We start from the raw sequence: 23,852 nt of genomic DNA on the forward strand, positions 1-23,852 counted from the left end.
ATTGCAGCATCTGATGTCGTATACGCCGCGCTCGGGTCAGGGGGCGCAATTGCAGGCCGCCTTGAGTACGCGTTTGGGCGCCGGGTTGTCCGTCAGCTTGACGGCGAGCCAGCAAAATACAGATTTTAGAACCCTGGCAGACATGGGCCAAGATGATTTTTCTGACGAGCCCTACGGTCGAGCAAGCCGCCAGTGGGGCATTTCGCTGAGTCGCGACGACCCGATGTGGGGCGCTGTGAACGGAACGCTGTCGCGTTACATCAGCGTAGAACAGGCTGCCCGTTCACGGTTCGGCATCGCTTGGTCGCGGCTATTCGATCGCACCCATTTGTCGTTGGATCTGCAGCGCGAGTACGGTGGGAGTACGGCCAATCGCCGCGGCACTTCCGTCTACGCGACCTTGAGTTTGCCGTTGGGGCGGCAACGCAGTGTGAGCGCTTTCAGTCGTCACGATGATCTTCTTGGCTTGAGAACGGGGACGCGTTACCGCGAGCAAATCAGCGAGACGCTGGGTTACAGCATCGCTGCAGAACGGCGCGACAATGGGCAAACAGGCATCAACGGGCGGTTGAGCGCATTACCGCGTTACACCAGTGTCGATGTTGGCTACTCGCGCAGCTATGCCGGCGCCACCAGCCATGATCTGGCGCTACGCGGTGGCGTCGCTGTTCATGAGGATGGGCTGACGCCGTCACCTTATCCATTGCGTGACACGTTTGCTCTTCTCAGTGCGGGTGATGTCGGCGGGATCAAGTTAAGCACGCCCCAGGGGCCTGTCTGGACTGACGGTGCCGGTCGCGCGGTGGCTGCCAGTCTACCGGCCTATCAGACCAGTCGCATTGAGATAGATACCATAAGCCTGCCGCGCAACGTTGAATTGCAGAACGGTTTCCAGGAAGTCGAAGCCGGTCGCGGCGCGGTAGCACGGCTCAACTTCAGACTCAGTACCGCCCGCCGGTTGATGCTGCAGCTGCGCACTGTCGACGGGGCATGGGCTGAAAAAGGCGCGTCGGTCTACGACGATCAGGGGCAATACCTCACTAGTGTGGTCGATACCGGCCTGGTGTATTTGGCCGATGCGCCAAGTGAGGTGCGTTTGCAGTTGATGTTGTCGGAGGGCCGTCGATGTCGGGTTGAGCTAAATAGCTCCGAACCGCCTGCATCGACTGCACTTTATGAGACCGCCGAGGCGCTCTGTCGGATGATATGAAAATTGATTGAGGCATTTACATGAAAGGTCTGGTCATGTTGTTGCTGTTGTGGGCGTTTGTACGTCCGGCTTTCGCCGAGGATGACTGTACGATGCGACTTAGTCCCGCAATGCTGGATTATGGTTCGCTCACACGAGCGAGACTGCTGGACTTGCCGGACACAGGCGGTGCATTGAGCTTCGGCCTGCGGCGCATTCGCCTGCAGATTCAATGCCCCGAGGAGCGTCCGATGGGATTGAGATTCAACGCACCTGCTGCCGATGCTCAGGGTTTCCGCTTCGGGTCGGGGACTGTGCAATTGCGCCTGGTTTCCTCACGTCTCGACGGGCGCTCCGTGGACTGGGTGCGCGACGTCGAGCAGGGGCGCAGCACTGACCGAATGTGGCCTGGGGTCAGGGTCCGGCCCCGGCACAACGGCAAAATACTGTCGGGTGAGCACTTGGAGGTGGAGCTGGAACTGGACGCGCGGATCGACCGTCAGGCGGCGCGGGTCAGTGACATGACGCTGTTCCAGCTGGCGGGGAGCTTCCAGCTCGATTGAGCTACCTCAAGGAATGTCTTGAGTCTCGGCCAGCAACTTGATAGCGGCGGCACCGACCTTGCGTACGGCTTCTTCAATTTGTGCCGTTGGTTTGGCAGCGTAGTTCATGCGCAGGCAATTGCGGTACTTGCCCGAGGCGGAAAAAATGCTGCCGACGGCAATCTGTACGCCCTGGTCGTGCAAGGCGCGATTCAGTTTCAGGGTGTCGAAGCCTTCCGGCAGTTCGACCCACAGCATGAAGCTGCCTTGTGGGCGACTGGCGCGAGTACCGGCCGGGAAATAGCGAGTCACCCAATCGATCATCACGTCGCGATTGCGCTGGTATTGTGTACGCATCCGCCGCAAATGCGGTTCGAAGTGGCCGCCCTTGAGAAATTCGGCGATGGCGATTTGCGGTTGTGGCGCGGTGGAGCCGGTGCTGATGTATTTCATGTGCAGCACCCGTTCCAGATACCGGCCCGGCGCGACCCAACCGATACGCAGGCCCGGCGCCAGGCTCTTGGAAAACGAACTGCACAACAGGACGCGACCGTCCTCGTCGAAGGACTTGATCGTGCGCGGGCGCGGGTAGGTATAGGCCAGTTCGCCATACACATCGTCCTCGATGATCGCCACGTCAAAGCGCTGTGCAAGCGTCAACAACGCACGTTTGCGCGACTCCGGCATGATGTAGCCCAGCGGGTTATTGCAGTTGGGGGTCAACTGTATGACCTTGATCGGCCATTGCTCCAGGGCCAGTTCCAGCGCTTCGAGGCTGATCCCGGTCAGCGGGTCGGTAGGGATTTCCAGGGCCTTCATGCCCAGGCCCTTGAGGGTTTGCATGGCGCCGTGAAAGCTCGGCGAGTCCACCGCCACAATGTCCCCCGGCTCGCAGATAGCGCGAACGCTGGTGGACAGCGCTTCGTGGCAACCCGTGGTGACTACCAGCTCACTGGCGCTCAACTGACAGCCGGAATCGAGCATCAGGCGAGCGATTTGTTCACGCAGTTCGAGGTTGCCGTGGATGTTGTCGTAATACAGGCCGGGCATGTCCTGCCGCCGGCTGATTCGCGCCAGATCGCGCAATAGCGGTTTCATGGTCGGGCTGGTGATGTCCGGCATGCCGCGTCCGAGTTGCACCACATCTTTGCGTGGCACTGCGCGGATCAATTCCAGCACTTGATCCCATTGCGAAATGTCCACCGGACGCTGGGCCGGGCGGCCGACTGCCGGCAAATCCGGCAATTCGCGGCTGGCCGGAACGAAGTACCCGGACTTGGGCCTTGGCATGGCCAGCCCGCTGTCCTCCAGCACCCGATAGGCCTGCTGCACCGTGCTCAGGCTGACGCCGTGCTCGACGCTCAACGCCCGTACCGAAGGCAGTCGGTCACCGGGGCGATAGAAGCCCTGTTCGATACGTGTGCCGAGCAACTCGGCGAGGTTGACGTAAAGGGTCATGGTGCAGCCTCGATAGGGGGGATTCGGTTAACCAGTACAGATCAGGCAAAAAATAAGGATTCAGTGGCGAAATCGGTAAAACTGTATTGAGTTAATACAGTTCCATTGAATCTGTATTGCTTTTACGCGCCCTCGCATCATGGAACCTCTGGCTACCCAAGTAAACAGGAGCATCCAAGATGAACGGTTTGAGCGATGTGCGGCTGACGTTACACAGTCAGGAACTGGCGGCTGGGCAGAACAACGGCACGCGGGAGTCGGGCATGCGCAGTGCGCCGGCCGGCCTGAGTCGCTGGGACCGGTTCTGGTGCCGGCTGCGCACGCGCAAGGCGTTGTTGGCCCTGACACCCGACCAGCTCAAGGATATCGGGCTGACGCGAGGGCAGGCGTTGGAGGAGGGGCTGAAGCCTTTCTGGCGGATCTGAGTTTTGCAGTGTTCTTCAGGGCCTCTTCGCGGGCAAGCCCGCTCCCACAGGTTTCGGCGGTGAACACAGGTCTTGTGAACACCGTCATTCCCTGTGGGAGCGGGCTTGCCCGCGAAGGCGTCAGAGCTGACACCGACAATCCTTCAGACCCACTCTTTAAGCCGATGCCACAACATCCCCAACGCCAGCAACGGCGAGCGCAAATGCTTGCCGCCGGGGAAGGTGATATGCGGCACCCTGGCAAACAGATCGAAGCCACCACTGTGCTGGCCGCTGATGGCTTCGGCCAGCAGCTTGCCGGCCAGGTGTGTGGCATTCACGCCATGACCGGAATAAGCCTGGGCGTAATACACATTCGGCTGGTCCTTGAGTCGGCCGATCTGCGGCAGGCGATTGGCGCCGATGCCGATCATGCCGCCCCATTGATAGTCGATCTTCACACCAGACAATTGTGGAAAGACTTCGAGCATTTTCGGGCGCATGTACGCGGCGATGTCTTTCGGGTCGCGGCCCGAGTAATGGCAAGCGCCGCCGAACAGCAGGCGCCGGTCCGCCGAGAGCCGGTAATAATCCAGCGCCACCCTTTGATCGCAGACCGCCATGTTCTGCGGCAGCAGGGCGTGGGCCAGTTCTTCGCTCAATGGTTCGGTGGCGATGATGTAGCTGCCGGCGGGCAGGACTTTGCCGCTGAGTTCCGGGTTGAGGTTATTGAGGTAGGCATTGCAACCCAACACCAGGGTTCTGGCGCGTACCGAGCCCTCTGCGGTATGGACCTTGACCTCGGGGCCGTAGTCGATGCGCGTCACGGCCGACTGCTCGAACAGCTGGACCCCCAACTGTTGTGCGGCTGCGGCTTCGCCCAAAGCCAGGTTCAGTGGATGCAGGTGCCCCGAACCCATGTCGATCAGGCCGCCGACGTAACGCGTAGAGCCGACCACGGTGTGCATCTCATTGGCTTGCAGCAAACGAGTCTCGTAGCGATAACCGAGGCTGCGCAGTTCTTCGGCATCCTCGGCGAAACCTTCAAGGTCACGGGGCTTGTTGGCGAGGTCGCAGTAACCCCAGGTCAAGTCGCAGGGGATCTGAAAACGCTCGATCCGTTGCCGGACGATTTCCACGGCTTCCAGGCCCATGAGTTTCATTTGCCGCACGCCTTCGACACCGATGACATTGGTGAACTGATCGAGGCCGTGACCAACGCCGCGAATCAGCTGCCCGCCATTGCGTCCACTGGCGCCCCAACCGATTTTGTGGGCTTCAAGCAACACCACGCTGAGGCCGCGATCGGCCAGCTCAAGCGCCGTGTTCAACCCTGAAAACCCGCCGCCCACCACACAGACGTCGGCCAGCACTTCGCCTTTGAGCACCGGAAGTTCGGGCTGCGGCAGGCTGCTGGCGGCGTAGTAGGAAGCGGTGTGGCTGACAGGCTGTGGAGCACGGGCATTCATGTGCGTGTTCCTGATTCTTGCGTTTAGAAAACTTGACGGAGCATAAGCCGGACCTTCCCGGGCGGGCAACATTGGTCGGCTGGTGCTGTCTGGATCGGGGCTTTTGCGTCAGAATCGCGCTCTATTCCGCTTTGGGTCAACGCCGCAATGAGCTGCAACAGTCAGACAATTCGCACATTGCGACAACAGATTCCCTCGTTCGAGTGCGTGCCCGGCTGCCATGACTGCTGCGGGCCGGTGACCACCTCGCCGGAAGAAATGTCGCGCCTGCCGCGCAAGACTCGCGCCGAGCAGGATGCCGCGATGGAAGAGCTCAACTGTGTGCATCTGGGGCCGAATGGTTGCACGGTGTATGACGAGCGGCCGCTGATCTGTCGATTGTTCGGCACCACCAAGACCTTGCCGTGCCCCAATGGGCGGGGGCCGGTGGAGCTGATTCATCCGCGGGTGGAGAAGCAGGTGTTCGAGTACATGGCCAGTACACGGCAGGTGTTGGTCTAGATAGACCGAGTCGCTGCCTTCGCGAGCAAGCCCGCTCCCACATTGGACCTTCAGTGGCCACAGATTTGTGTACGGCTGTGATCAACTGTGGGAGCGGGCTTGCTCGCGAAAGCGGCTGAACAGACACCGCAAATCTCAATCCGGAATCGGCAAGGTCAGGCTCTCTTTCACCTCTTCCATCACGATGTAACTCTTGGACTCACGCACGTGGGGCAGCTTGAGCAGGATGTCGCCCAGCAATTTGCGATACGAGGCCATCTCGGAAATTCGTGCCTTCACCAGGTAGTCGAAATCCCCTGACACCAGGTGACACTCCAGCACATGGGGCAATTTCAGCACCGCACGTCGGAACTCTTCGAAAGTATCGCCGGATTTGTAGTCCAGGCTGATCTCGACGAACACCAGAAGACTACCCTTCAGGTGCTGCGGATTGAGCCGGGCGTTGTAGCCCATGATGATCCCCTCGCGCTCCAGGCGCCGGACCCGCTCAGTGCAGGGCGTGGTCGAGAGCCCGACCTTTTCCCCAAGCTCCGTAAAGGAAATCCGCCCGTCCGCTTGCAGGATCCGCAGGATGTTGCGGTCGATCTTGTCCAGCTCACGTTTGGTCTGAGTGTTGGTACGCATAGGGGATGCGCCTCCGTGAAAAGGGTTTTTGCCGAGAATTGTCGCCAAATATAGGCGCTTATATAGTGAAAAGCACTGGCAGATCTTTTTTACACTGCGCGCATCTAAAGCTCTGAATAACAAACGTCAGCGGTTAGCCGCGATGAGGGATATGAAAATGCGCGTCATGGTCTTGGGTAGCGGCGTTATCGGTACCACCAGTGCTTATTACTTGGCCCGCGCCGGGTTTGAAGTAGTGGTTGTCGACCGGCAGCCAGCTGCTGCCATGGAGACCAGTTTCGCCAACGCCGGGCAGGTTTCGCCGGGTTATGCCTCGCCGTGGGCCGCGCCGGGCGTGCCGCTCAAAGCCATCAAGTGGCTGTTGCAGCGCCATGCACCCTTGGCGATCAAGGCCACTGCCGACATCGACCAGTACCTGTGGATGGCACAGATGCTGCGCAACTGCACCGCCAGCCGTTACGCGGTGAACAAGGAACGCATGGTCCGTCTGTCCGAGTACAGCCGTGACTGCCTCGACGAACTGCGCCTGGAGACCGGCATCGCCTACGAAGGCCGCAGCCTCGGTACCACCCAACTATTCCGCACTCAGGCCCAGCTCGACGGCGCGGCGAAAGACATCGCCGTGCTGAAAGAGTCCGGCGTGCCGTTCGAACTGCTCGACCGCGACGGCATCGCCCGCGTTGAGCCGGCCCTGGCCAGCGTCACCGACATCCTCGCCGGTGCCCTGCGCCTGCCGAACGACCAGACTGGCGACTGCCAGATGTTCACCACCAAGCTCGCCGAGATGGCCGCGAAGCTCGGTGTGCAGTTCCGTTTCGATCAGGATATTCAGCGTCTGGACTTCGCCGGTGACCGCATCAATGGCGTGTGGATCGACGGCAAGCTGGAAACCGCCGACCGCTACGTGCTGGCGCTCGGCAGCTACTCGCCGCAACTGCTCAAGCCGCTGGGCATCAAGGCGCCGGTGTACCCGCTCAAGGGCTACTCGCTGACCGTGCCGATCACCAACCCGGCGATGGCACCGACCTCGACCATTCTCGACGAAACCTACAAGGTCGCGATCACCCGCTTCGACAACCGCATCCGCGTCGGCGGCATGGCCGAGATTGCCGGTTTTGACCTGTCGCTGAACCCGCGTCGCCGCGAAACCCTGGAGATGATCGTCAACGATCTTTATCCTCAGGGCGGCGATCTGGCCCAAGCTGATTTCTGGACCGGCCTGCGTCCGACCACTCCGGACGGCACCCCGATTGTTGGCGCCACCCCGTTCAAGAACCTGTTCCTGAACACTGGTCACGGTACGCTCGGCTGGACCATGGCTTGTGGTTCGGGTCGCTTGCTGGCCGACCTGATGGCGAAGAAAAAGCCGCAGATCAGCGCCGAAGGCCTCGATATTTCCCGTTATGGCAACAAAACCCAGGAGCCTGCAAAGCATGTCAGTCCAGCGCCAGCTCACCAATGAGCGCATGAGTCAGATCGTCACCCATAACGGCACGGTTTACCTGGCCGGACAGGTCGGCGATGACATGAGCGCCGGGATTGAACAGCAGACCCGTGAAACCCTCGCCAACATCGAGCGTTTGCTCGATCTGGCCGGCACCGACAAGCACCATCTGCTGTCGGTGACGATTTACCTGAAAGACATCGACGCGCATTTTGAAGGCATGAACGCGATGTGGGACAAGTGGCTGCCAAAAGGTGTTGCCCCGGCCCGCGCCACGGTTGAGTCGAAATTGTGCGAGCCGGAAATCCTGGTCGAGCTGTCGGTTGTCGCCGCTCTGCCATAATCCTGTCAGAAAGATCCCTCTCCCGGTGCTGTTGGCGGTTCACGCCGTCAGCCAGCGCCGGTTTTTTCTTCCCGATAACCCGACCAGAAGTGTGCCGCCATGCGTCCTGCCCGTGCCCTGATCGACCTTCAAGCCCTGCGTCACAACTACCGAATCGCCCGTGAACTCACGGGGGCCAAAGCCCTCGCGGTGATCAAGGCGGATGCCTACGGCCATGGCGCTGTGCGATGCGCACAAGCGCTGGAAGCCGAGGCGGACGGGTTTGCCGTGGCCTGCATTGAAGAGGCGTTGGAGCTGCGGGCCGCGGGTATTCATGCACCGGTGCTGTTGCTGGAAGGCTTTTTCGAAGCCGACGAGTTGTCTCTGATCGTCGAGCATGATTTCTGGTGTGTGGTGCATTCGCTGTGGCAGCTCGAAGCCATTGAAAAAGCCGCATTGAGCAAGCCGATCACTGTGTGGCTGAAGCTCGATTCGGGCATGCACCGCGTGGGGCTGCCCCCGGCGGATTATCAAGCGGCTTATCGGCGTCTGCTGGCGAGCGGCAAGGTCGCGAAAGTGGTGCTGATGAGCCACTTTGCTCGCGCCGATGAACTGCACGAACAGGCCAGCGCCGAACAGGTGGCGGTGTTTGAGGCTGCGCGCAAGGGCTTGTCCGCCGAGGTCAGCTTGCGCAACTCGCCGGCGGTGCTCGGCTGGCCGCAGATTCCGAGTGATTGGGTGCGTCCGGGCATCATGCTCTATGGCGCCACGCCCTTCGAAGAGGCCAACGAAGTGGCATCGCGCCTGCAACCCGTGATGACCCTTGAATCGAAAGTAATCAGTGTCCGCGAATTGCCGGCTGGCGAGCCAGTCGGTTACGGCGCCAGATTCATCACCCCTAAACCGATGCGCATTGGCGTGGTAGCGATGGGTTATGCCGACGGCTACCCGCGTTTAGCACCGACCGGCACGCCCGTGCTGGTTGCCGGGCAGCGCAGCCAGTTGCTCGGCCGGGTGTCGATGGACATGCTCTGTATCGACCTGACCGATGTGCCGCAGGCCGGTCTCGGTTCGACCGTCGAGTTGTGGGGCAAAAACATCCTTGCCAGTGACGTGGCCATTGCCGCTGGCACGATTCCTTATCAGATTTTCTGCAACCTGCGCCGAGTGCCACTGCTCTATTCCGGGGCTTAGTGCGCAGGGCTCCAGACCGGAAGTCGCCTCGCTGAGCAGGATTCAGGTCAAGGTGTTGTAAATACTGAACGCTGTCGCCATGATAACGCTCACTGTTTCAACAATCCTGAATCCTGGAGGCGCAAGCTTTGGACGTCGGTGAACGACTGCAATCCATCCGTAGGCTCAAAGGCCTTTCCCAGCGTGAGCTCGCAAAACGGGCGGGGGTCACCAACAGCACGATTTCGATGATCGAGAAGAACAGCGTGAGCCCTTCGATCAGTTCGCTGCGCAAGGTGTTGGGCGGGATTCCCATGTCCATGGTCGAGTTCTTTTCCGAAGAAATCCTGCAGGAAAAACCGACTCAGATCGTCTACAAGGCCAACGAGCTGATCGATATTTCCGATGGCGCCGTGACCATGAAACTGGTTGGCCGGGCCCACCCGAGCCGGGCTATCGCATTCCTCAATGAAATCTATCCGCCAGGCGCCGACACCGGTGACGAGATGCTCACCCATGAAGGCGAGGAAACCGGCATCCTGGTCGAAGGAAAACTGGAACTGGTCGTCGGTCTCGAAACTTTTGTCCTCGAAGCCGGCGATAGCTACTACTTTGAAAGTACCAAGCCACACCGTTTCCGTAATCCGTTCGATGCGCCTGCGCGACTAATCAGCGCAGCCACGCCGGCGAATTTCTAAGAAAAGAGGCGTCCTGCCAGTATCGCAGAGGCGCCCGGGCCGTTTTTCCGCCGCAGCCTAAGACCCCTCCGACTTTGGGGTTGTTTCAGTGCGACGGGCTTACCGCTATACTTGCGCCCGCCTGCGAACCGTGGCCGTAGGCGTGACTAGCCACCATTGAGGGTGAACGCGTGAACCTAATTATGAAAATGCTGGCTGCACCAGCAACCGTATTGGCCCTATGGGCTGTCAGTGTCAGCGCTCAAGCTGCGACCAACGACGTTATCGCCAAACGCCTTGAACCGGTCGGTCAGGTTTGTGTTCAGGGTAAAGAGTGCAAAGGGATGGAAGTGGCCACTGCCGCTGGCGGCGGTGGTGGTGCGAAAACCCCGGATGAAGTGATTGCAAAACATTGCAACGCTTGCCACGGCTCAGGCCTGTTGGGCGCGCCGAAAATCGGTGATGCTGCCGCTTGGGGCGAGCGCGCCAAGAAAGAAGGTGGTGTTGACGGCCTGCTCGCCAAGGCGATCTCCGGCCTCAACTCGATGCCGCCAAAAGGCACCTGCGCCGATTGCTCCGATCCAGAGCTCAAAGGCGCCATCCAGAAGATGTCCGGCCTGAAATAAGCCCCGTTTTCAGCGAAAAGCCGCTTACGAGCGGCTTTTTTGTGCCTGCGGTTTTGTCCTGAAGACAATGAAGAACCTTGTGGGAGCGGGCTTGCTCGCGAAAGCGGTGTGTCAGTCAACATTGATGGCGACTGATACGGCCTCTTCGCGAGCAAGCCCGCTCCCACAAAGGATCTTCGGTGCTGGCATGATTTGGCGTCTGAGGCTGTTTTTTGCAGCCAAGACCCGGCAAGCTCGGTCCAACCCCAATTCATGGAATATGAGGGAGGATCCGATGGTGCAGTTGTGTTCTATCGAGCAGGCGGTCGATGACGTACTGGCGCGGTTGCCGGTCCACATTCACATGGGTTTGCCCCTGGGCCTGGGCAAACCCAACCACTTCGTCAACGCGTTGTATCGACGTATCGCCCAACTGCCAGAGCGGCGGCTGACGATCTACACCGCACTGTGCCTTGGCCGCCCGCCCTTGGGCGACGGTTTGCAGAAGCGTTTCCTCGAACCCTTTATCGAACGGGTGTTTGGCGATTATCCCGAACTGGATTTCCTCGCCGACCTGCATCGCGACCAACTGCCGGGCAATATCCACATTCAGCAGTTCTTCATGCAGCCCGGCAGCCTGCTCAACAGTGCGACAGCGCAGCAGGATTACGTCAGCAGCAATTACAGCCATGCGGCGCGGGACATCAATGCCGCCGGGTTGAATCTGGTCGCTCAGTTAGTCGCCAGCCATGCAGGGCAACCCGACCGCTTGAGCCTGAGCTGCAACCCGGACATCACCCTCGACCTGTTGCCGATGATCGGCAAGCGCCGCGCCGCCGGAGAAACCATCCTGATGGTCGGCCAGGTGCACAACGATCTGCCTTACATGCCCGGCGATGCGGAACTCGGCATCGACACCTTCGACCTGCTGATCGATGAGAAAGACCACACCACGCTGTTTTCCACGCCGAATATGCCCGTGGGGTGTCAGGACCATTTCATCGGCTTGCATGCCAGTACCTTGGTGCGTGACGGCGGTACGTTGCAGATCGGTATCGGCTCCATGGGCGATGCGCTGACGGCGGCGCTACTGGCGCGGCAAGCGGACAACGACGCTTACAAGGCGTTGCTGGTCGACATAAACCTCAGCCACTGGGCGCAACTGATCGAGCGCGAGGGCGGCATCGAACCGTTCGCCAAAGGCCTGTATGGCTGTAGCGAAATGTTCGTCAACGGCTTGCTGGTGCTGGCCGATGCCGGAATCGTGCGGCGCAAGGTTTACCCGGACGTGGCGACCCAGCAACAGGCGAATGCCGGCACCCTGGATGAGACCGCGCAAACCGATGGCATTTCTGTGCATGGCGGCTTTTTCCTCGGCCCGCGCACCTTCTACGAACGCTTGCGTGAGTTGCCACAAAGCAAGCGACTCGAATTCAACATGACTCGCATCAGCTACATCAACGAGCTCTATGGCCAGGAAGAACTCAAGCGTTTGCAGCGTCTTGATGCACGGTTTATCAACACTGCGTTCACCGTGACCTTGCTCGGTGCCGCAGTGGCGGATCAGCTCGAAGACGGACGTGTGCTAAGCGGCGTAGGCGGGCAATACAACTTCGTGGCTCAGGGGCATGCGCTGCAAGGCGCGCGCTCGGTGTTGCTGCTACGCAGCTGGCGCGAGTCTGGCGGTGACGTCAGCTCGAACATCGTTTGGGAGTATGGCCACTGCACGATCCCCCGGCACTTGCGGGACATCGTGGTCACCGAGTACGGCATCGCCGATCTTCGCGGCAAGACCGATGCGGCAGTGATCGAGGCCTTGCTCAATATCAGCGACTCGCGTTTTCAGTCGGGATTGATTGAACAGGCGCAGAAGGTCGGCAAATTGCCCAAGGACTTCCGTCTCGATCCGCGCTTTACCGATAACAGTCCGCAGCGGTTGCAGGAGATCCAGGCGCGGCATCCGCAGCTGTTTCCAGAGTATCCGCTGGGGTGTGATTTCACCGAGGTCGAGCGAGATGTGTTGCGGGCGCTGAACTGGCTCAAGAGCAAGTTCAAGCTGAGCGAGGTGCTGGAACTGGGCAAGGCGGCGCTGGATGCGCCGGAGGCAGCAGCGTTCCCGGAGCATCTGGAGCGCATGCAGCTGGTCAATCCTGAAGGACTGAAGGAGGATTTGTATCAGCGGTTACTGCTAACCGGCCTCAAGGCCACTGCGCAATAACGACCCGTGCATAACAAATGTGGGAGCGGGCTTGCTCGCGAAGGCGGTGGATCAGTCAAAAACCAGTCGACTGACACACCGCCTTCGCGAGCAAGCCCGCTCCCACAGGGGGATTGCGGTGTGACGGCTTACTCGATGAAGGTCACGACACCATCGGCCAGCGACTTCACACGGGCCAACGACTCTACGCGATAACCCTGCGAATCCAGTTCCGCACGGCCGCCCTGGAACGACTTCTCGATCACGATGCCCAGGCCCGCCACGGTCGCGCCGGCCTGCTTGATGATCGAGATCAGCGCCTGGGACGCTTTACCGTTGGCCAAAAAGTCATCGATGATCAGCACGCGGTCGCTGCTGGTCAGGTGGCGCGGGGAGATCGCCACGGTGCTTTCGGTCTGCTTGGTGAACGAGTACACGGTCGCCGACAGCAGGTTTTCGGTCAGGGTCAGGGACTGGTGCTTGCGGGCGAAAATCACCGGTACGCCGAGATTCAGGCCAGTCATGATGGCCGGGGCGATGCCCGAGGCTTCGATAGTGACGATCTTGGTGATGCCCGAATCCTTGAACAGCGTGGCGAATTCGTCGCCGATCAGCTTCATCAGGGCCGGGTCGATCTGGTGGTTCAGAAAGGCGTCGACTTTCAGGACCTGGTCGGAAAGCACAATGCCTTGTTCGCGAATTTTCTGGTGCAGGGCTTCCATGAAGCTGTCCTCTTTTGGCGCCTGTGCGCCGAAGGTCGTATAAAAGTGGTCAATTCTAGCGCTTTAACATCGCGCGTATATCTGCCAATGCGTTGTTGCCCCGCACAGCTTTGACTTCGGTCGGTGTGTCGTCGTTGCCTTCCCAGGCCAGATCGTCCGGCGGCAACTCATCGAGGAAACGGCTCGGCGCGCAATCGATGATCTCGCCGTACTGCTTGCGCTTGGCGGCGAAGGTGAAGGCCAGGGTCTGACGCGCGCGGGTGATGCCCACGTAGGCCAGGCGACGTTCTTCTTCGATGGTGTCGGCTTCGATGCTGGAACGGTGCGGGAGGATTTCCTCTTCCATGCCCATGATGAACACGTAGGGGAATTCCAGGCCCTTGGACGCATGCAAGGTCATCATCTGCACGCCTTCGGCGCCGTCTTCCTCTTCCTGCTGGCGCTCGAGCATGTCGCGCAGGACGAGTTTGCCGATGGCGTCCTCGACGGTCATTTCGCCTTCTTCGTCTTTTTCCAGGGTGTTCTTCAGCGCCTCGATCAGGAACCAGACGTTACCCATGCGGTAATCCGCAGCCTTGTCGCTGGAGCTGTTGGTGCGCAGCCAGTTCTCGTAGTCGATGTCCATGACCATGCTGCGCAGGGCGGAGATCGGGTCTTCGCCGGCGCACTGCTCGCGCACCCGGTCCATGAAGCGCTTGAAGCGCGACAGGCGATCGGTGAAGCGGCTGTCCAGGTGCTCGCCCAGGCCGATTTCGTCGGTGGCGGCGTACATCGAGATTTTGCGCTCGGTGGCGTAGTTGCCGAGCTTCTCCAGCGTGGTCGAGCCGATCTCGCGGCGCGGCACGTTGATCACCCGCAGGAAGGCGTTGTCGTCGTCCGGGTTCACGATCAGGCGGAAGTAGGCCATCAGGTCTTTCACTTCCTGGCGGCCGAAAAAGCTGTTGCCGCCGGACAGGCGATACGGCACCTGGTGGTGCTGCAATTTCAGCTCGATCAGCTTGGCCTGGTAGTTGCCGCGATAGAGGATCGCGAAATCGCTGTACGGCCGGTCGGTGCGCAAGTGCAGGCTGAGGATTTCCATGGCCACACGCTCGGCCTCGGCGTCCTCGTTGCGGCAGCGGATCACGCGGATCTCGTCGCCGTGGCCCATTTCACTCCACAGCTGCTTTTCGAATTCGTGGGGGTTGTTCGAGATCAGCACGTTGGCGCAGCGCAGGATGCGGCTGGTGGAGCGGTAGTTCTGCTCCAGCATCACCACCTTCAAGGACGGGTAGTCGTCCTTGAGCAGCATCAGGTTTTCCGGGCGGGCGCCGCGCCAGGCGTAGATCGACTGGTCGTCGTCGCCCACCACGGTGAACTGGTTACGTTTGCCGATGAGCATTTTCACCAGCAAATACTGGCTGGCGTTGGTGTCCTGGTATTCGTCGACCAGCAGGTAGCGCACCTTGTTCTGCCATTTTTCCAGGATGTCGGCGTGCTCTTCGAACAGCTTCACCGGCAGCAGGATCAGGTCGTCGAAGTCCACTGCGTTGAACGCCTTGAGCGTGCGCTGGTAGTGGGTGTAGACGATGGCGGCGGTCTGTTCCTTGGGGTTGCGCGCGTTTTCCAGGGCCTGGGCCGGCAGGATCAGGTCGTTTTTCCAGGCGCCGATCATGTTCTTGATCTCGTCGACGCCGTCGTCGCCCGAGTATTCCTTCTGCATGATGTCGGTCATCAGGGCTTTGACGTCGGTCTCGTCGAAGATCGAGAAGCCCGGTTTGTAGCCCAGCCGCACATGCTCCTTGCGGATGATGTTCAGGCCCAGGTTGTGGAAGGTGCAAACCGTCAGCCCGCGACCTTCACCGGCACGCAGCAGGGTGCCAACCCGTTCCTTCATCTCGCGGGCGGCCTTGTTGGTAAAGGTCATGGCGACGATGTACTGGGCGCGGATGCCGCAATTCTGGATCAGATGCGCGATTTTGCGCGTGATTACGCTGGTCTTGCCGGAGCCTGCACCGGCGAGCACCAAAAGAGGGCCGCCGACGTAGCTCACGGCTTCTTGCTGCCGGGGATTGAGTCGGGACATAGGTAAATTCAGGAGTCAGTCACGAAATGGGCCGGCATTTTAACAGGCTCAGCGAATTGTGCTGCTCTGTCCGACTTGTGACGTACTGCGCTATCTGCAATTGCCGGTTTTGTTACTTTCACGCAGGATGCGCAACGAATTTGCGGCTAATGTTCGTAATTGCGGATACAAAGGGCTCGTTTTGCCAACTGATGTCATTGTTATTGACCATCGGAACGGCATAATGCCCGTCGCCAACATCTTTGCAGAGTCTAGGGAGCTAGCTTGTCTACGCCTGTCGAACCCTTGCGTTTGCTGCTACTGGCCGAAGAGCCGGCGTGGGCAGCGTTGTTGCGCGAGTGTCTGGCTCCGATGGGGAGCTCGGCCGTGCTCATCAGCGCGCCGAGTTGGGAGTCGGTCAGCAGCCTGTTCGATGACAACCGCAGCGCGGTGTTATTGACCATCCCGCAACTTCAACCGGCGCCGGGCCGTTGCAGCCTGCCGACGGTGTTGCTGCTCGACCATGAGCCACTGACCCCGCCCGACGGTGTAAGCGACTGGCTGGTGCGCGATCATCTCGATCCTGGCATGTTGCGCCGTTGCCTGCGCCATGTGCGCGAGCGTGGCGTGCTGGAAAACACTCTGCAACGCCTGGCCGAGCAAGATCCGCTCACCGGCATCGCCAATCGCCAGGGCTTTCAGACCTTGCTGACGGCGCGGCTGGCGGAAAACGACGGTCGCGGCCTGGCCCTCGGTCATCTCGACCTCGACAACTTTCGTTATGCCAACGATGCTCTCGGCCATCAGGCCGGTGACCGCCTGATCCTGCAAGTGGTGGCGCGGCTCAAGAGTCAGCTTGAGGCCGGCGATCAACTGGCGCGCCTGGGCAGTGATGAATTCGCGCTGCTGATCGACACCCGTCGCGCTCCCCAGCGTGCCGAGTGGATGGCCGAGCGCATCAGCGAAGCGCTGGCCGAGCCCTATTGGATCGATGGCGAAAGCCTGTTGATCGGCTCCAGCCTGGGCATCGCCTACGCCCGGGCCCAGGCCGGCGCGGATCCGCTGATGTGGCACGCGCACATCGCCATGCAGCAGGCCAAAAGCACGCAAGGTTGCACCTTTCACATTTTCAACGAACGCATCAACCGCAATGCCCGTAGCATCGCCGACCTCGAAACCGAGCTGCGCCGTGCGTTGCGCCGCGATGAGCTGGAATTGCACTACCAGCCACGGCTGAACCTTGAGGACGGACAGATCGTCGGCCTCGAAGCGTTGGTGCGCTGGCGCCATGCCGAGCGCGGCTTGCTGCCGCCGAGCGAATTCGTGCCGCTGGCGGAGCAAAGCGGTCTGATTGTTCCGCTGGGCTACTGGGTGATTTCCCGGGCCTTGCGCGACATGCAGGCGCTGCTTGAACTAGGTTTGCCGCCGTTGCACATGGCGATCAATTTGTCGTTCCGACAGTTCCAGGACAGCCAGCTGCTGTCGACCCTGAGTCGCCTGATTACCGAGCGCGGCGTCGAGGCGCAGTGGCTGGAGTTCGAGCTGACCGAAACTGCGGTCATGCGTCGTAGTGATCTGGTCAAGCAGACCATGGACGCCCTCGGGCGCCTCGGTGTGCGCTTCTCCCTCGACGATTTCGGCACCGGGTTCTCGTCGTTTGTGCACCTCAACAGCCTGCCGATCACTTTGCTGAAGATCGACAAGAGCTTTGTCGGCGGTATGGAACAGCGTGAGGAAAACCGCAAACTGGTCCACGCGATGATCAACCTGGCGCACAACCTCAACCTTGAAGTGGTCGCCGAAGGTGTGGAGACGCCGGAGCAACTGGATCTGCTGCGCGGGTTCGAGTGCGATCAGGTGCAGGGGTATTTGATCAGCAAGCCATTGCCGCTGGCCGAGCTGGTGGAATACCTGACGATCGGCTCCAGCCAGCAGCCAATGCTGGAAATCGTAAGCTGACCACGACTTTTCAGTTGGCACAAAACCTGTGGGAGCGAGCTTGCTCGCGATGAGGCCAGATCAGTCAGGATTCATGTCGACTGATACTCCGCTATCGCGAGCAAGCTCGCTCCCACAAGGGGGCTCAGTCAGGCTGAGCGACTTCGAAGCGTTGCTCTGACGTCGTATCGCGCCTGATCATCCGCTTCATCTTCCACTCGAACCCCAGCGTCAGGCTCACCGCCGCGCACGCCAGGCCCAGCGCCAGGCCCCACCAGACGCCCGTTGGCCCCCAGTGCAAGTGGAACGCCATCCACCACGCCGCCGGAGCGCCGATCAGCCAATAGCAACCCAGGCCGACGAGGAAAGTCGTCTTGGCATCCTTGAGTCCGCGAATGCAGCCCATGGCGATGGTTTGGGTGCCGTCAAACAGTTCGAACCACGCCGCCACTGCCAACAGGCTCACGGCCAGGTTGATGACATCGCGGAACGCCGGGTCGTTTTGGTCGAGGAACAAACCGACCAACTGGTTTGGCAACAGCCAGAAGACCATAGCGAAACACAGCATCGCCGCAGCCCCGAAGGCGATCCCGACCCGCCCGGCCAGGCGCGCATCCAGCAGCTGCCCGGCACCGTAATGCTGACCGATGCGCATGGTGATTGCGTAGGAAATGCCCGCCGGGACCATGAACGCCACCGAGACGATTTGCAGGGCGATCTGGTGTGCGCCCAGTTGCGTGCTGCCCATGGTGCCCATGCACAGCGCGGCGAAGGCAAACAGCCCGACTTCTACCGCGTAGGTGCCGCCAATCGGCAGGCCCAGACGCCACAACTCCTTCAGGTACTGGCGGTTCAGCCGTGACAGGCCCTGACTTAGCGGATAAGCCTCGTACGCCGGGTGACGACGAATGTGCCACGCCAGCGCAAGGGCCATCAGGTTGGCGACAATCGCCGTGACCAGCCCGATGCCCACCAGCCCCAATTTTGGCAGGCCGAACATCCCGGTAATCAATGCATAGTTGAGCAAGAAGTTGGCGACTGTACCGCCCAGGCTGATGACCATCACCGGCGTCGCACGGCCAATGGCGCTGGTGAACCCGCGCAGGGCCATGAAGCTCAGGTAGCCGGGCAGGGCGAACGGCAGGAAGATCAAAAACTGACCAGCCGCGTTGACGTTGCTTTCGGTCTGGCCGAACAGCAGCAGCACCGGTTTGAGGTTCCACAGCAGCAAACCGGCGACCAGCGCCATCAGCCATGCCAGCCATAACCCGGCCTGGGTCAGCCGGGTAGCCCCGAGAATGTCGCCGGCCCCCTGACGGATCGCGACCAGTGTGCCGACGGCAGCAATCACACCGATGCAGAAAATCGACACGAACGAATAGGTCGCCGCACCGAGCCCGCCACCGGCCAGCGCTTCGGGACTCAGGCGCGCCATCATCAGGGTGTCGGTGAGGACCATCAGCATGTGCGCCAACTGCGAGGCAATCAGCGGCCCCGCCAGCCGCAGGATGGCCCAGAGTTCAGTACGTGCTGGATGTTGCATGGTCATCACGCTCGATTATCAAAGGGAACAGGAAAGCACCGATTCTCGGCGCTCTGCGAGGATTGCACAAAGGGATAAAAAGGATGGGTGGCATGATTAAAACTCATGCTGGAGAGTTTCTGCTAGGGTGGACGAACCCCGCTATAGGAGCTTTCCCAATGTCCCGTCGTCTTCCTCCCTTGTATGCCCTGCGCGCATTCGAAGCGGCGGCGCGGCACAGTTCATTTACCCGCGCGGCCGAAGAGCTGTCGATTACCCAAAGTGCGGTCAGCCGACATATTCGTACACTCGAAGAACATTTTGCCTGCCGCCTGTTTCATCGCAGTGGCCGCAACCTGCAACTGACCGAGTCGGCCCGGTTACTGTTGCCGGGCATTCGTGAAGGTTTCACCGCGCTGGAGCGGGCCTGCAATACCTTGCGTGCCGAAGACGACATCCTGCGCATGAAAGCCCCGTCGACCCTGACCATGCGCTGGTTGTTGGCGCGCCTCAGCCGTTTTCGCCATCTGCAACCGGGTAACGAAGTGCAGCTGACCAGTGCGTGGATGGACGTCGATTCCGTGGATTTCAATGACGAGCCGTTCGACTGTGCGGTGCTGTTGAGTAACGGCCATTTCCCTCCGGACTGGGAGGCGAGTTACCTGTTTCCCGAGGAATTGATCCCGGTCGGCGCGCCCAACCTGCAGGGCGACCAGCCGTGGAATGTCGAGCGCCTGACCAACACCGAGTTGCTGCACCCCACGCCGGACCGCCGCGACTGGCGTAACTGGCTGGAGCGCATGGGCCTGGCCGATCAGGTGTCGCTCAAGGGCGGGCAGGTGTTCGATACCCTGGAGCTGGGCATGATCGCCGCCGCGCGGGGCTATGGCGTGTCCATGGGCGATCTGCTGATGGTCGCGGAGGATGTCGCCCAGGGGCGCCTGAGTTTGCCGTGGCCGACCGCCGTCGCCAGCGGTGAGTGTTATTACCTGGTCTGGCCGAAAACCCGGCCCGGCGGTGAGCGCATGCGCCGGCTCAGCGACTTCCTGCAAAACGAAGTCCGTTCCATGAAGTTGCCGGATGTCGTGCACTTGAGCTGAAACGGTGAAGCCGCAGGAGAGGCTGGCGGCGGTTTTGCGTTCCGGGGTTGACCGCTTTCGTTGAGGTGCGGCTGAATTGGTCTTCGCGAGCAAGCCCGCTCCCACAGGTTCGGCGCCGTTTATCCTGTGGGAGCGGGCTTGCTCGCGAATGGAACGACTCGGTTTCGATACTTACTGCGTGGCCGGCCGATATTGCAACGCTTCCGCCAGATGCTCTCGGCTGATCCCGTCAACCTGCTGCAGATCCGCCAGCGTCCGCGCAACCTTGAGCAACCGATGCGCCGAACGCAGCGACAAAGTCAGCCGTTCGCAAGCCGACTCCAGCCAATTTTCATCGACTGTGGATAACTTGCAGTGCCGACGCAGCCCCGGCAAATCCAGAAAGGCATTGGCACAACCCTGACGCTTCTGCTGACGCTCACGCGCCTCGGCGACAAGCGCCGCAGCACTGGCGCTGTCCTCTCCAGGTTTCACCGTGGGGTTCAACGTCGTGGTTTCCCGGGCGACGGTCAGATGCAGGTCGATGCGATCGAGTAATGGCCCCAACAGCTTGTTGCGATAGCGTTGCACCATGTCCGGCGTGCAGGAACAGCGCCCGCTCGGCTCGCCAAGATATCCACAGGGACATGGGTTCATCGCCGCCACCAATTGAAAACGCGCCGGAAAGCGCACGCGATCTTTCGCCCGCGAGATTACGATATGCCCGGACTCCATCGGCTCCCTCAAGACTTCCAATACTCTGCGTTCAAACTCGGGAAGCTCATCAAGAAACAAGACACCGTGGTGGGCGAGGGTAATTTCACCCGGTTGTGGTTTCGAGCCGCCACCCACTAAAGCGGGGCCAGAGGCGGAGTGATGGGGCTGGCGAAAGGGGCGCTGTGGCCAGTGACGCAAGGGCACACAACTGGTGACCGATTGAATCGCCGCCACTTCCAGCGCCTCGCTTTCGGTCAGCGGTGGCAACAGCCCTGGCAAGCGACTCGCCAGCAACGTTTTTCCGGTCCCCGGGGGACCACTGAGTAGCAGGTTGTGAGCGCCTGCAGCCGCGATCAGCAGCGCCCGCTTGGCCGCAAGTTGCCCTTGCACTTCATTCAGGTCGGGATAAGGTTTGCTGGCGCAGAGCAGTCCATCGGAAGCATAAGGTTCGATCGGTGTATGCCCGTTGAAGTGCGCGACGGCCTCCAGCAAATGGTCAACAGCAATCACTTTCAGCCCCGACGCCAGGCACGCTTCCTCAGCGTTCGCCCGTGGCACCATCAGCCAGCGCCCGGCCTTGCGCGCCGCCAACGCCGCCGGCAACACCCCTCGAACTGCCCGTACCGCACCTGACAGGGCCAACTCCCCCAAACACTCCACGTCATCCAGTGTCAGCGTCGGCACCTGCACGCTGGCCGAGAGAATCCCCAGGGCAATCGCCAGATCGAACCGCCCGCCATCCTTGGGCAAATCCGCCGGCGCCAGATTCAGCGTGATCCGCCGCGCCGGAAACTGCAGCCCCGAATTGATGATCGCACTGCGCACCCGGTCCTTGCTTTCCTTCACCGCCGCCTCGGGCAGGCCGACCATGGTCAGGGATGGCAGGCCGTTGGCCAGATGAACTTCTACAGTGACGGCGGGTGCCTCGACGCCGACCTGGGCGCGGCTGTGGACGATGGAGAGGGACATGGGCGTTCCTTGAGTTGAAGAGCACCGCTTCCTGCGGGTTTGTGAAGGGTAGACGGGGGAGAGGGAATTGGTGGGGTGGTTACGTGGGCAAAATTTCACGGGATATTGCGGTTACGAACCAGGGCATTGGCGAGGTACAAAAAAACCGCCATTTAGACGGTTTCTTTCACGAAAAAAATTCAGCTTCGTCCACCGGCCAACCAACCACCTGGCTCAAGTTCTTTACCGCACGCGATGGCGACTTCAATAAAGCGTCGTTGATTGGCCGATAAATTTCCAGCCAAACGACGTGCTTCGGCGTGAAACTCAACAATTTGTAACAGCTTCGCCTTTCGCTTTTTTGGGCTCATACGCACCTCCTGCGATTGGATGTTATTGGTCGCTCAAGTAGATGACAAGGCGGTTGTTATGGTCAAAGTCGAACCCGAGATCTCGATAATAAAAAACAACGTTCGGATCAGGGTCCTGGATTTCGATCTCTCTGCACCCAAGCATACGCGCATAGAAGTCAGCGGCCAGTATCGCGATCGGAGCGATCAAGCCACGAAGCGGATGGGATCTGTCTGGATCGCTCTGCAGAAGAACTACTTTCAGACAGAGAGCGCTCCTTCGCGGTGTTGCATAGCACAAGCCACACAGATTCTGCCCATACCAAATTGCTAAATCCAAACCTTTGGCATCTTTGCGCTTCCAGTCGGGGACGTGATCCCATGGGTAGATTGTTGCTTCTTCCCATAAATGACATTTCTCTAACGCTGCTGCGGTAATCGGCTCAAACCTGACAGCTGTTACGTCCATTTTTAATGCACGAGGCGCGATGTTTTTAATAAATGCTTGGTAGGTAAGCTTCCGTGCGTTCGATTTAAAAGTCTGGTTACGAAGGTCCGTGCCTTTCCCTTTTCTTCTCATTGCCAACGTCTATGGAATATCAAGGCGGAAAGCGTAGGGGGAACGGGGCCGGGGAATAAATCAGGCCGGAGAGCTGCTTTTTGTAGGACCCTGCCGAGATAGATGAAGGACATCGGTGAAAGAGCGTGGATGGTCTTGCCGGATGAAGGTTTCTGCTTATGATCTCGCTGAATGCAGACGTAGGAGGCGTGAATGAACAGGAATGGGGTGCGCCCGATTCATCCTGGTGAAATTCTCAGTGAGGAGTTTTTGAAGCCACTGGGCGTTACAACCGATGCTCTGGCTCGCTCGCTGAACGAGCCAGAGGCGGAAATACGCGATGTTGTGAATCAGCGGAGCGGTGTCAGTGTTGGTCTGGCGCAAAAGCTATCCGTCCACCTGAACACGACACCCGATTTCTGGCTGAATCTGCAATCGACCTATGAGTTGCGCTCAGCCCGGATCGAGCGTGGTTGAACGTTAAATGTTCAAAGCGACTGCAGGACACGTGAAGCCCGCTTCCACCACGGTTTTACCGGGCGTCTTGCCTGCTCCCGCTCTGTCATCATCTGCGGCACATCCTGCAACCGAATCCACGGCTGGTTATTCCAGTGCAGCAAGCTCAACGACATTTCCGGCCAGTTGAGCAGGCTCAGTTGTGGGCGTTCGGTTGTGGTGGGGTGTTGGGCGTCTCGCAGGGCGGGGACGACTTCGTGGGTCAGCCATTCACGCAATGCTCGGTATTCGGGGCAGTAGTGGTAGACGAGCATGGCGTAGACACCGGATTCGCTGATCAGCAGGGTGTTTTCGATGCGGCCGTAGGTGAGGGTTTTGGTGGTTTGGTATTGGTCGGGATCGAGTTTTCGGAGTTGGCGGTCGTTGAGGTAGATGCGTAGTAATCGGCCGAGGTCACGGGCGCTGAACCAAGGTTGGTTTTGCAGGAGTAGGGCGTGGAGGTGGAGTTTGTGGCGGGTGAAGACTTGGGGGATTAGATAGTTTTCTTCCATGGTGCAGTTCTCGTATCGAATGAAGAAAACTGCCTCTGATCGTCGCCAAACGAAAAGGGTGGCAGCCATGCGCGGGTTGGCGAACCGGTAACGCACCCAACCGGCAGACCCGAAGGTCTCCCACGCACAGCCGCCATAACTCGAGATAGGAATAAATTCCGTCGATCGAATGTGGTCGCAATGCGTTGTGGTTTTTTCCAGGTCGCCAAACCCAGTGCTGAGCATTCAGCTGGGGATGAGCTTAGAAACTGGAGGCTTCGCGACGCAATCGGACGGCGGTGTGATGTTTGTAGGACGTTGCCGGGATTGTTGCGGGGCTTGGGATCAAAAGATCGCAGCCTTCGGCAGCTCCTACAGGTGA

23 protein-coding genes are annotated in these 23,852 nt (G+C 60.0%); 13 read left to right on the top strand and 10 right to left on the bottom strand.

Features of this window, described 5'->3' with window-relative positions:
- Position 1: 1 nt before the first annotated feature.
- Together ABIA48_RS15530 and ABIA48_RS15535 are read left to right on the top strand one after the other, a co-directional pair.
- Positions 2-1,210, top strand: a complete 1,209-nt coding sequence (locus ABIA48_RS15530) for a fimbria/pilus outer membrane usher protein (RefSeq protein ID WP_429489738.1) — start codon at positions 2-4, stop codon at positions 1,208-1,210.
- 20 nt (positions 1,211-1,230) lie between these two features.
- Positions 1,231-1,752, top strand: coding sequence for a hypothetical protein (locus ABIA48_RS15535; protein ID WP_429489740.1), 522 nt, complete (start codon positions 1,231-1,233; stop codon positions 1,750-1,752).
- 6 nt (positions 1,753-1,758) lie between these two features.
- On the opposite strand, the gene ABIA48_RS15540 is transcribed toward ABIA48_RS15535, so the two are convergent.
- On the bottom strand, positions 1,759-3,189 hold the full coding sequence (locus ABIA48_RS15540; RefSeq protein ID WP_429489742.1) for a PLP-dependent aminotransferase family protein: 1,431 nt from the start codon (positions 3,187-3,189) through the stop codon (positions 1,759-1,761).
- A gap of 179 nt (positions 3,190-3,368) precedes the next feature.
- Here ABIA48_RS15540 and ABIA48_RS15545 point away from each other — a divergent pair, with 179 nt between their 5' ends.
- A complete protein-coding gene (locus ABIA48_RS15545; protein WP_429489744.1) occupies positions 3,369-3,614 on the top strand; it encodes a DUF1127 domain-containing protein in 246 nt (81 codons plus the stop codon).
- 143 nt (positions 3,615-3,757) lie between these two features.
- Here ABIA48_RS15545 and ABIA48_RS15550 read toward each other — a convergent pair whose 3' ends face one another.
- Positions 3,758-5,062, bottom strand: a complete 1,305-nt coding sequence (locus ABIA48_RS15550; protein WP_429489746.1) for an NAD(P)/FAD-dependent oxidoreductase — start codon at positions 5,060-5,062, stop codon at positions 3,758-3,760.
- 147 nt (positions 5,063-5,209) lie between these two features.
- On the opposite strand from ABIA48_RS15550, the gene ABIA48_RS15555 reads away from it, so the two are divergent.
- Positions 5,210-5,563 (top strand): YkgJ family cysteine cluster protein, encoded by a 354-nt coding sequence (locus ABIA48_RS15555; protein WP_007975156.1) that lies wholly within the window; start codon positions 5,210-5,212, stop codon positions 5,561-5,563.
- 135 nt (positions 5,564-5,698) lie between these two features.
- On the opposite strand, the gene ABIA48_RS15560 is transcribed toward ABIA48_RS15555, so the two are convergent.
- A complete protein-coding gene (locus tag ABIA48_RS15560; RefSeq protein WP_007975155.1) occupies positions 5,699-6,187 on the bottom strand; it encodes an Lrp/AsnC ligand binding domain-containing protein in 489 nt (162 codons plus the stop codon).
- 157 nt (positions 6,188-6,344) lie between these two features.
- Here ABIA48_RS15560 and dadA point away from each other — a divergent pair, with 157 nt between their 5' ends.
- From dadA to ABIA48_RS15590, 6 genes are all read left to right on the top strand, one after another.
- Positions 6,345-7,649, top strand: coding sequence for a D-amino acid dehydrogenase (gene dadA, locus ABIA48_RS15565; protein WP_429489749.1), 1,305 nt, complete (start codon positions 6,345-6,347; stop codon positions 7,647-7,649).
- Positions 7,621-7,974 carry a RidA family protein gene (locus ABIA48_RS15570; protein WP_429489751.1) on the top strand — a complete coding sequence of 118 codons (354 nt, stop codon included), beginning with the start codon at positions 7,621-7,623 and terminating at the stop codon, positions 7,972-7,974. The genes dadA and ABIA48_RS15570 overlap by 29 nt, the downstream gene beginning before the upstream one ends.
- A 99-nt stretch (positions 7,975-8,073) precedes the next feature.
- Positions 8,074-9,147, top strand: a complete 1,074-nt coding sequence (alr, locus tag ABIA48_RS15575; RefSeq protein ID WP_429489753.1) for an alanine racemase — start codon at positions 8,074-8,076, stop codon at positions 9,145-9,147.
- A gap of 128 nt (positions 9,148-9,275) precedes the next feature.
- Complete coding sequence (locus ABIA48_RS15580) at positions 9,276-9,824, top strand: cupin domain-containing protein (protein WP_007975150.1); 549 nt, start codon at positions 9,276-9,278, stop codon at positions 9,822-9,824.
- A 182-nt stretch (positions 9,825-10,006) separates the two neighbouring features.
- On the top strand, positions 10,007-10,429 hold the full coding sequence (locus ABIA48_RS15585) for a c-type cytochrome (RefSeq protein WP_033063507.1): 423 nt from the start codon (positions 10,007-10,009) through the stop codon (positions 10,427-10,429).
- Positions 10,430-10,703: 274 nt separating this feature from the next.
- Positions 10,704-12,626, top strand: coding sequence for an acetyl-CoA hydrolase/transferase C-terminal domain-containing protein (locus ABIA48_RS15590; protein WP_429489755.1), 1,923 nt, complete (start codon positions 10,704-10,706; stop codon positions 12,624-12,626).
- A 128-nt stretch (positions 12,627-12,754) separates the two neighbouring features.
- Here the strand turns inward: ABIA48_RS15590 and ABIA48_RS15595 are convergent, their stop codons facing one another.
- Both ABIA48_RS15595 and rep read right to left on the bottom strand, forming a co-directional pair.
- Complete coding sequence (locus ABIA48_RS15595) at positions 12,755-13,327, bottom strand: xanthine phosphoribosyltransferase (protein WP_007975145.1); 573 nt, start codon at positions 13,325-13,327, stop codon at positions 12,755-12,757.
- 55 nt (positions 13,328-13,382) lie between these two features.
- On the bottom strand, positions 13,383-15,392 hold the full coding sequence (rep, locus tag ABIA48_RS15600) for a DNA helicase Rep (RefSeq protein ID WP_007989511.1): 2,010 nt from the start codon (positions 15,390-15,392) through the stop codon (positions 13,383-13,385).
- Between the two features lie 264 nt (positions 15,393-15,656).
- Here rep and ABIA48_RS15605 point away from each other — a divergent pair, with 264 nt between their 5' ends.
- Positions 15,657-17,330 (top strand): putative bifunctional diguanylate cyclase/phosphodiesterase, encoded by a 1,674-nt coding sequence (locus ABIA48_RS15605; RefSeq protein ID WP_429489758.1) that lies wholly within the window; start codon positions 15,657-15,659, stop codon positions 17,328-17,330.
- 124 nt (positions 17,331-17,454) lie between these two features.
- On the opposite strand, the gene ABIA48_RS15610 is transcribed toward ABIA48_RS15605, so the two are convergent.
- On the bottom strand, positions 17,455-18,852 hold the full coding sequence (locus tag ABIA48_RS15610; RefSeq protein ID WP_007989507.1) for a NorM family multidrug efflux MATE transporter: 1,398 nt from the start codon (positions 18,850-18,852) through the stop codon (positions 17,455-17,457).
- Positions 18,853-19,010: 158 nt separating this feature from the next.
- On the opposite strand from ABIA48_RS15610, the gene ABIA48_RS15615 reads away from it, so the two are divergent.
- Positions 19,011-19,931, top strand: coding sequence for a LysR substrate-binding domain-containing protein (locus ABIA48_RS15615; protein WP_429489761.1), 921 nt, complete (start codon positions 19,011-19,013; stop codon positions 19,929-19,931).
- Positions 19,932-20,102: 171 nt separating this feature from the next.
- Here ABIA48_RS15615 and ABIA48_RS15620 read toward each other — a convergent pair whose 3' ends face one another.
- The 3 genes from ABIA48_RS15620 to ABIA48_RS15630 form a co-directional block, all read right to left on the bottom strand.
- Complete coding sequence (locus tag ABIA48_RS15620) at positions 20,103-21,596, bottom strand: YifB family Mg chelatase-like AAA ATPase (RefSeq protein ID WP_429489763.1); 1,494 nt, start codon at positions 21,594-21,596, stop codon at positions 20,103-20,105.
- Positions 21,597-21,775: 179 nt separating this feature from the next.
- Complete coding sequence (locus tag ABIA48_RS15625) at positions 21,776-21,946, bottom strand: hypothetical protein (RefSeq protein ID WP_429489765.1); 171 nt, start codon at positions 21,944-21,946, stop codon at positions 21,776-21,778.
- A gap of 22 nt (positions 21,947-21,968) precedes the next feature.
- Positions 21,969-22,505 (bottom strand): N-acetyltransferase, encoded by a 537-nt coding sequence (locus ABIA48_RS15630; protein ID WP_429489767.1) that lies wholly within the window; start codon positions 22,503-22,505, stop codon positions 21,969-21,971.
- A 192-nt stretch (positions 22,506-22,697) separates the two neighbouring features.
- Here ABIA48_RS15630 and ABIA48_RS15635 point away from each other — a divergent pair, with 192 nt between their 5' ends.
- Positions 22,698-22,961, top strand: coding sequence for a HigA family addiction module antitoxin (locus ABIA48_RS15635; protein ID WP_429489769.1), 264 nt, complete (start codon positions 22,698-22,700; stop codon positions 22,959-22,961).
- An 11-nt stretch (positions 22,962-22,972) separates the two neighbouring features.
- Here the strand turns inward: ABIA48_RS15635 and ABIA48_RS15640 are convergent, their stop codons facing one another.
- Positions 22,973-23,491 (bottom strand): BRO-N domain-containing protein, encoded by a 519-nt coding sequence (locus tag ABIA48_RS15640; RefSeq protein WP_429489771.1) that lies wholly within the window; start codon positions 23,489-23,491, stop codon positions 22,973-22,975.
- Positions 23,492-23,852: the final 361 nt, after the last annotated feature.

Source organism: Pseudomonas sp. S30_BP2TU TE3576, from assembly GCF_050436025.1.
Classification (GTDB): Bacteria; Pseudomonadota; Gammaproteobacteria; order Pseudomonadales; family Pseudomonadaceae; genus Aquipseudomonas.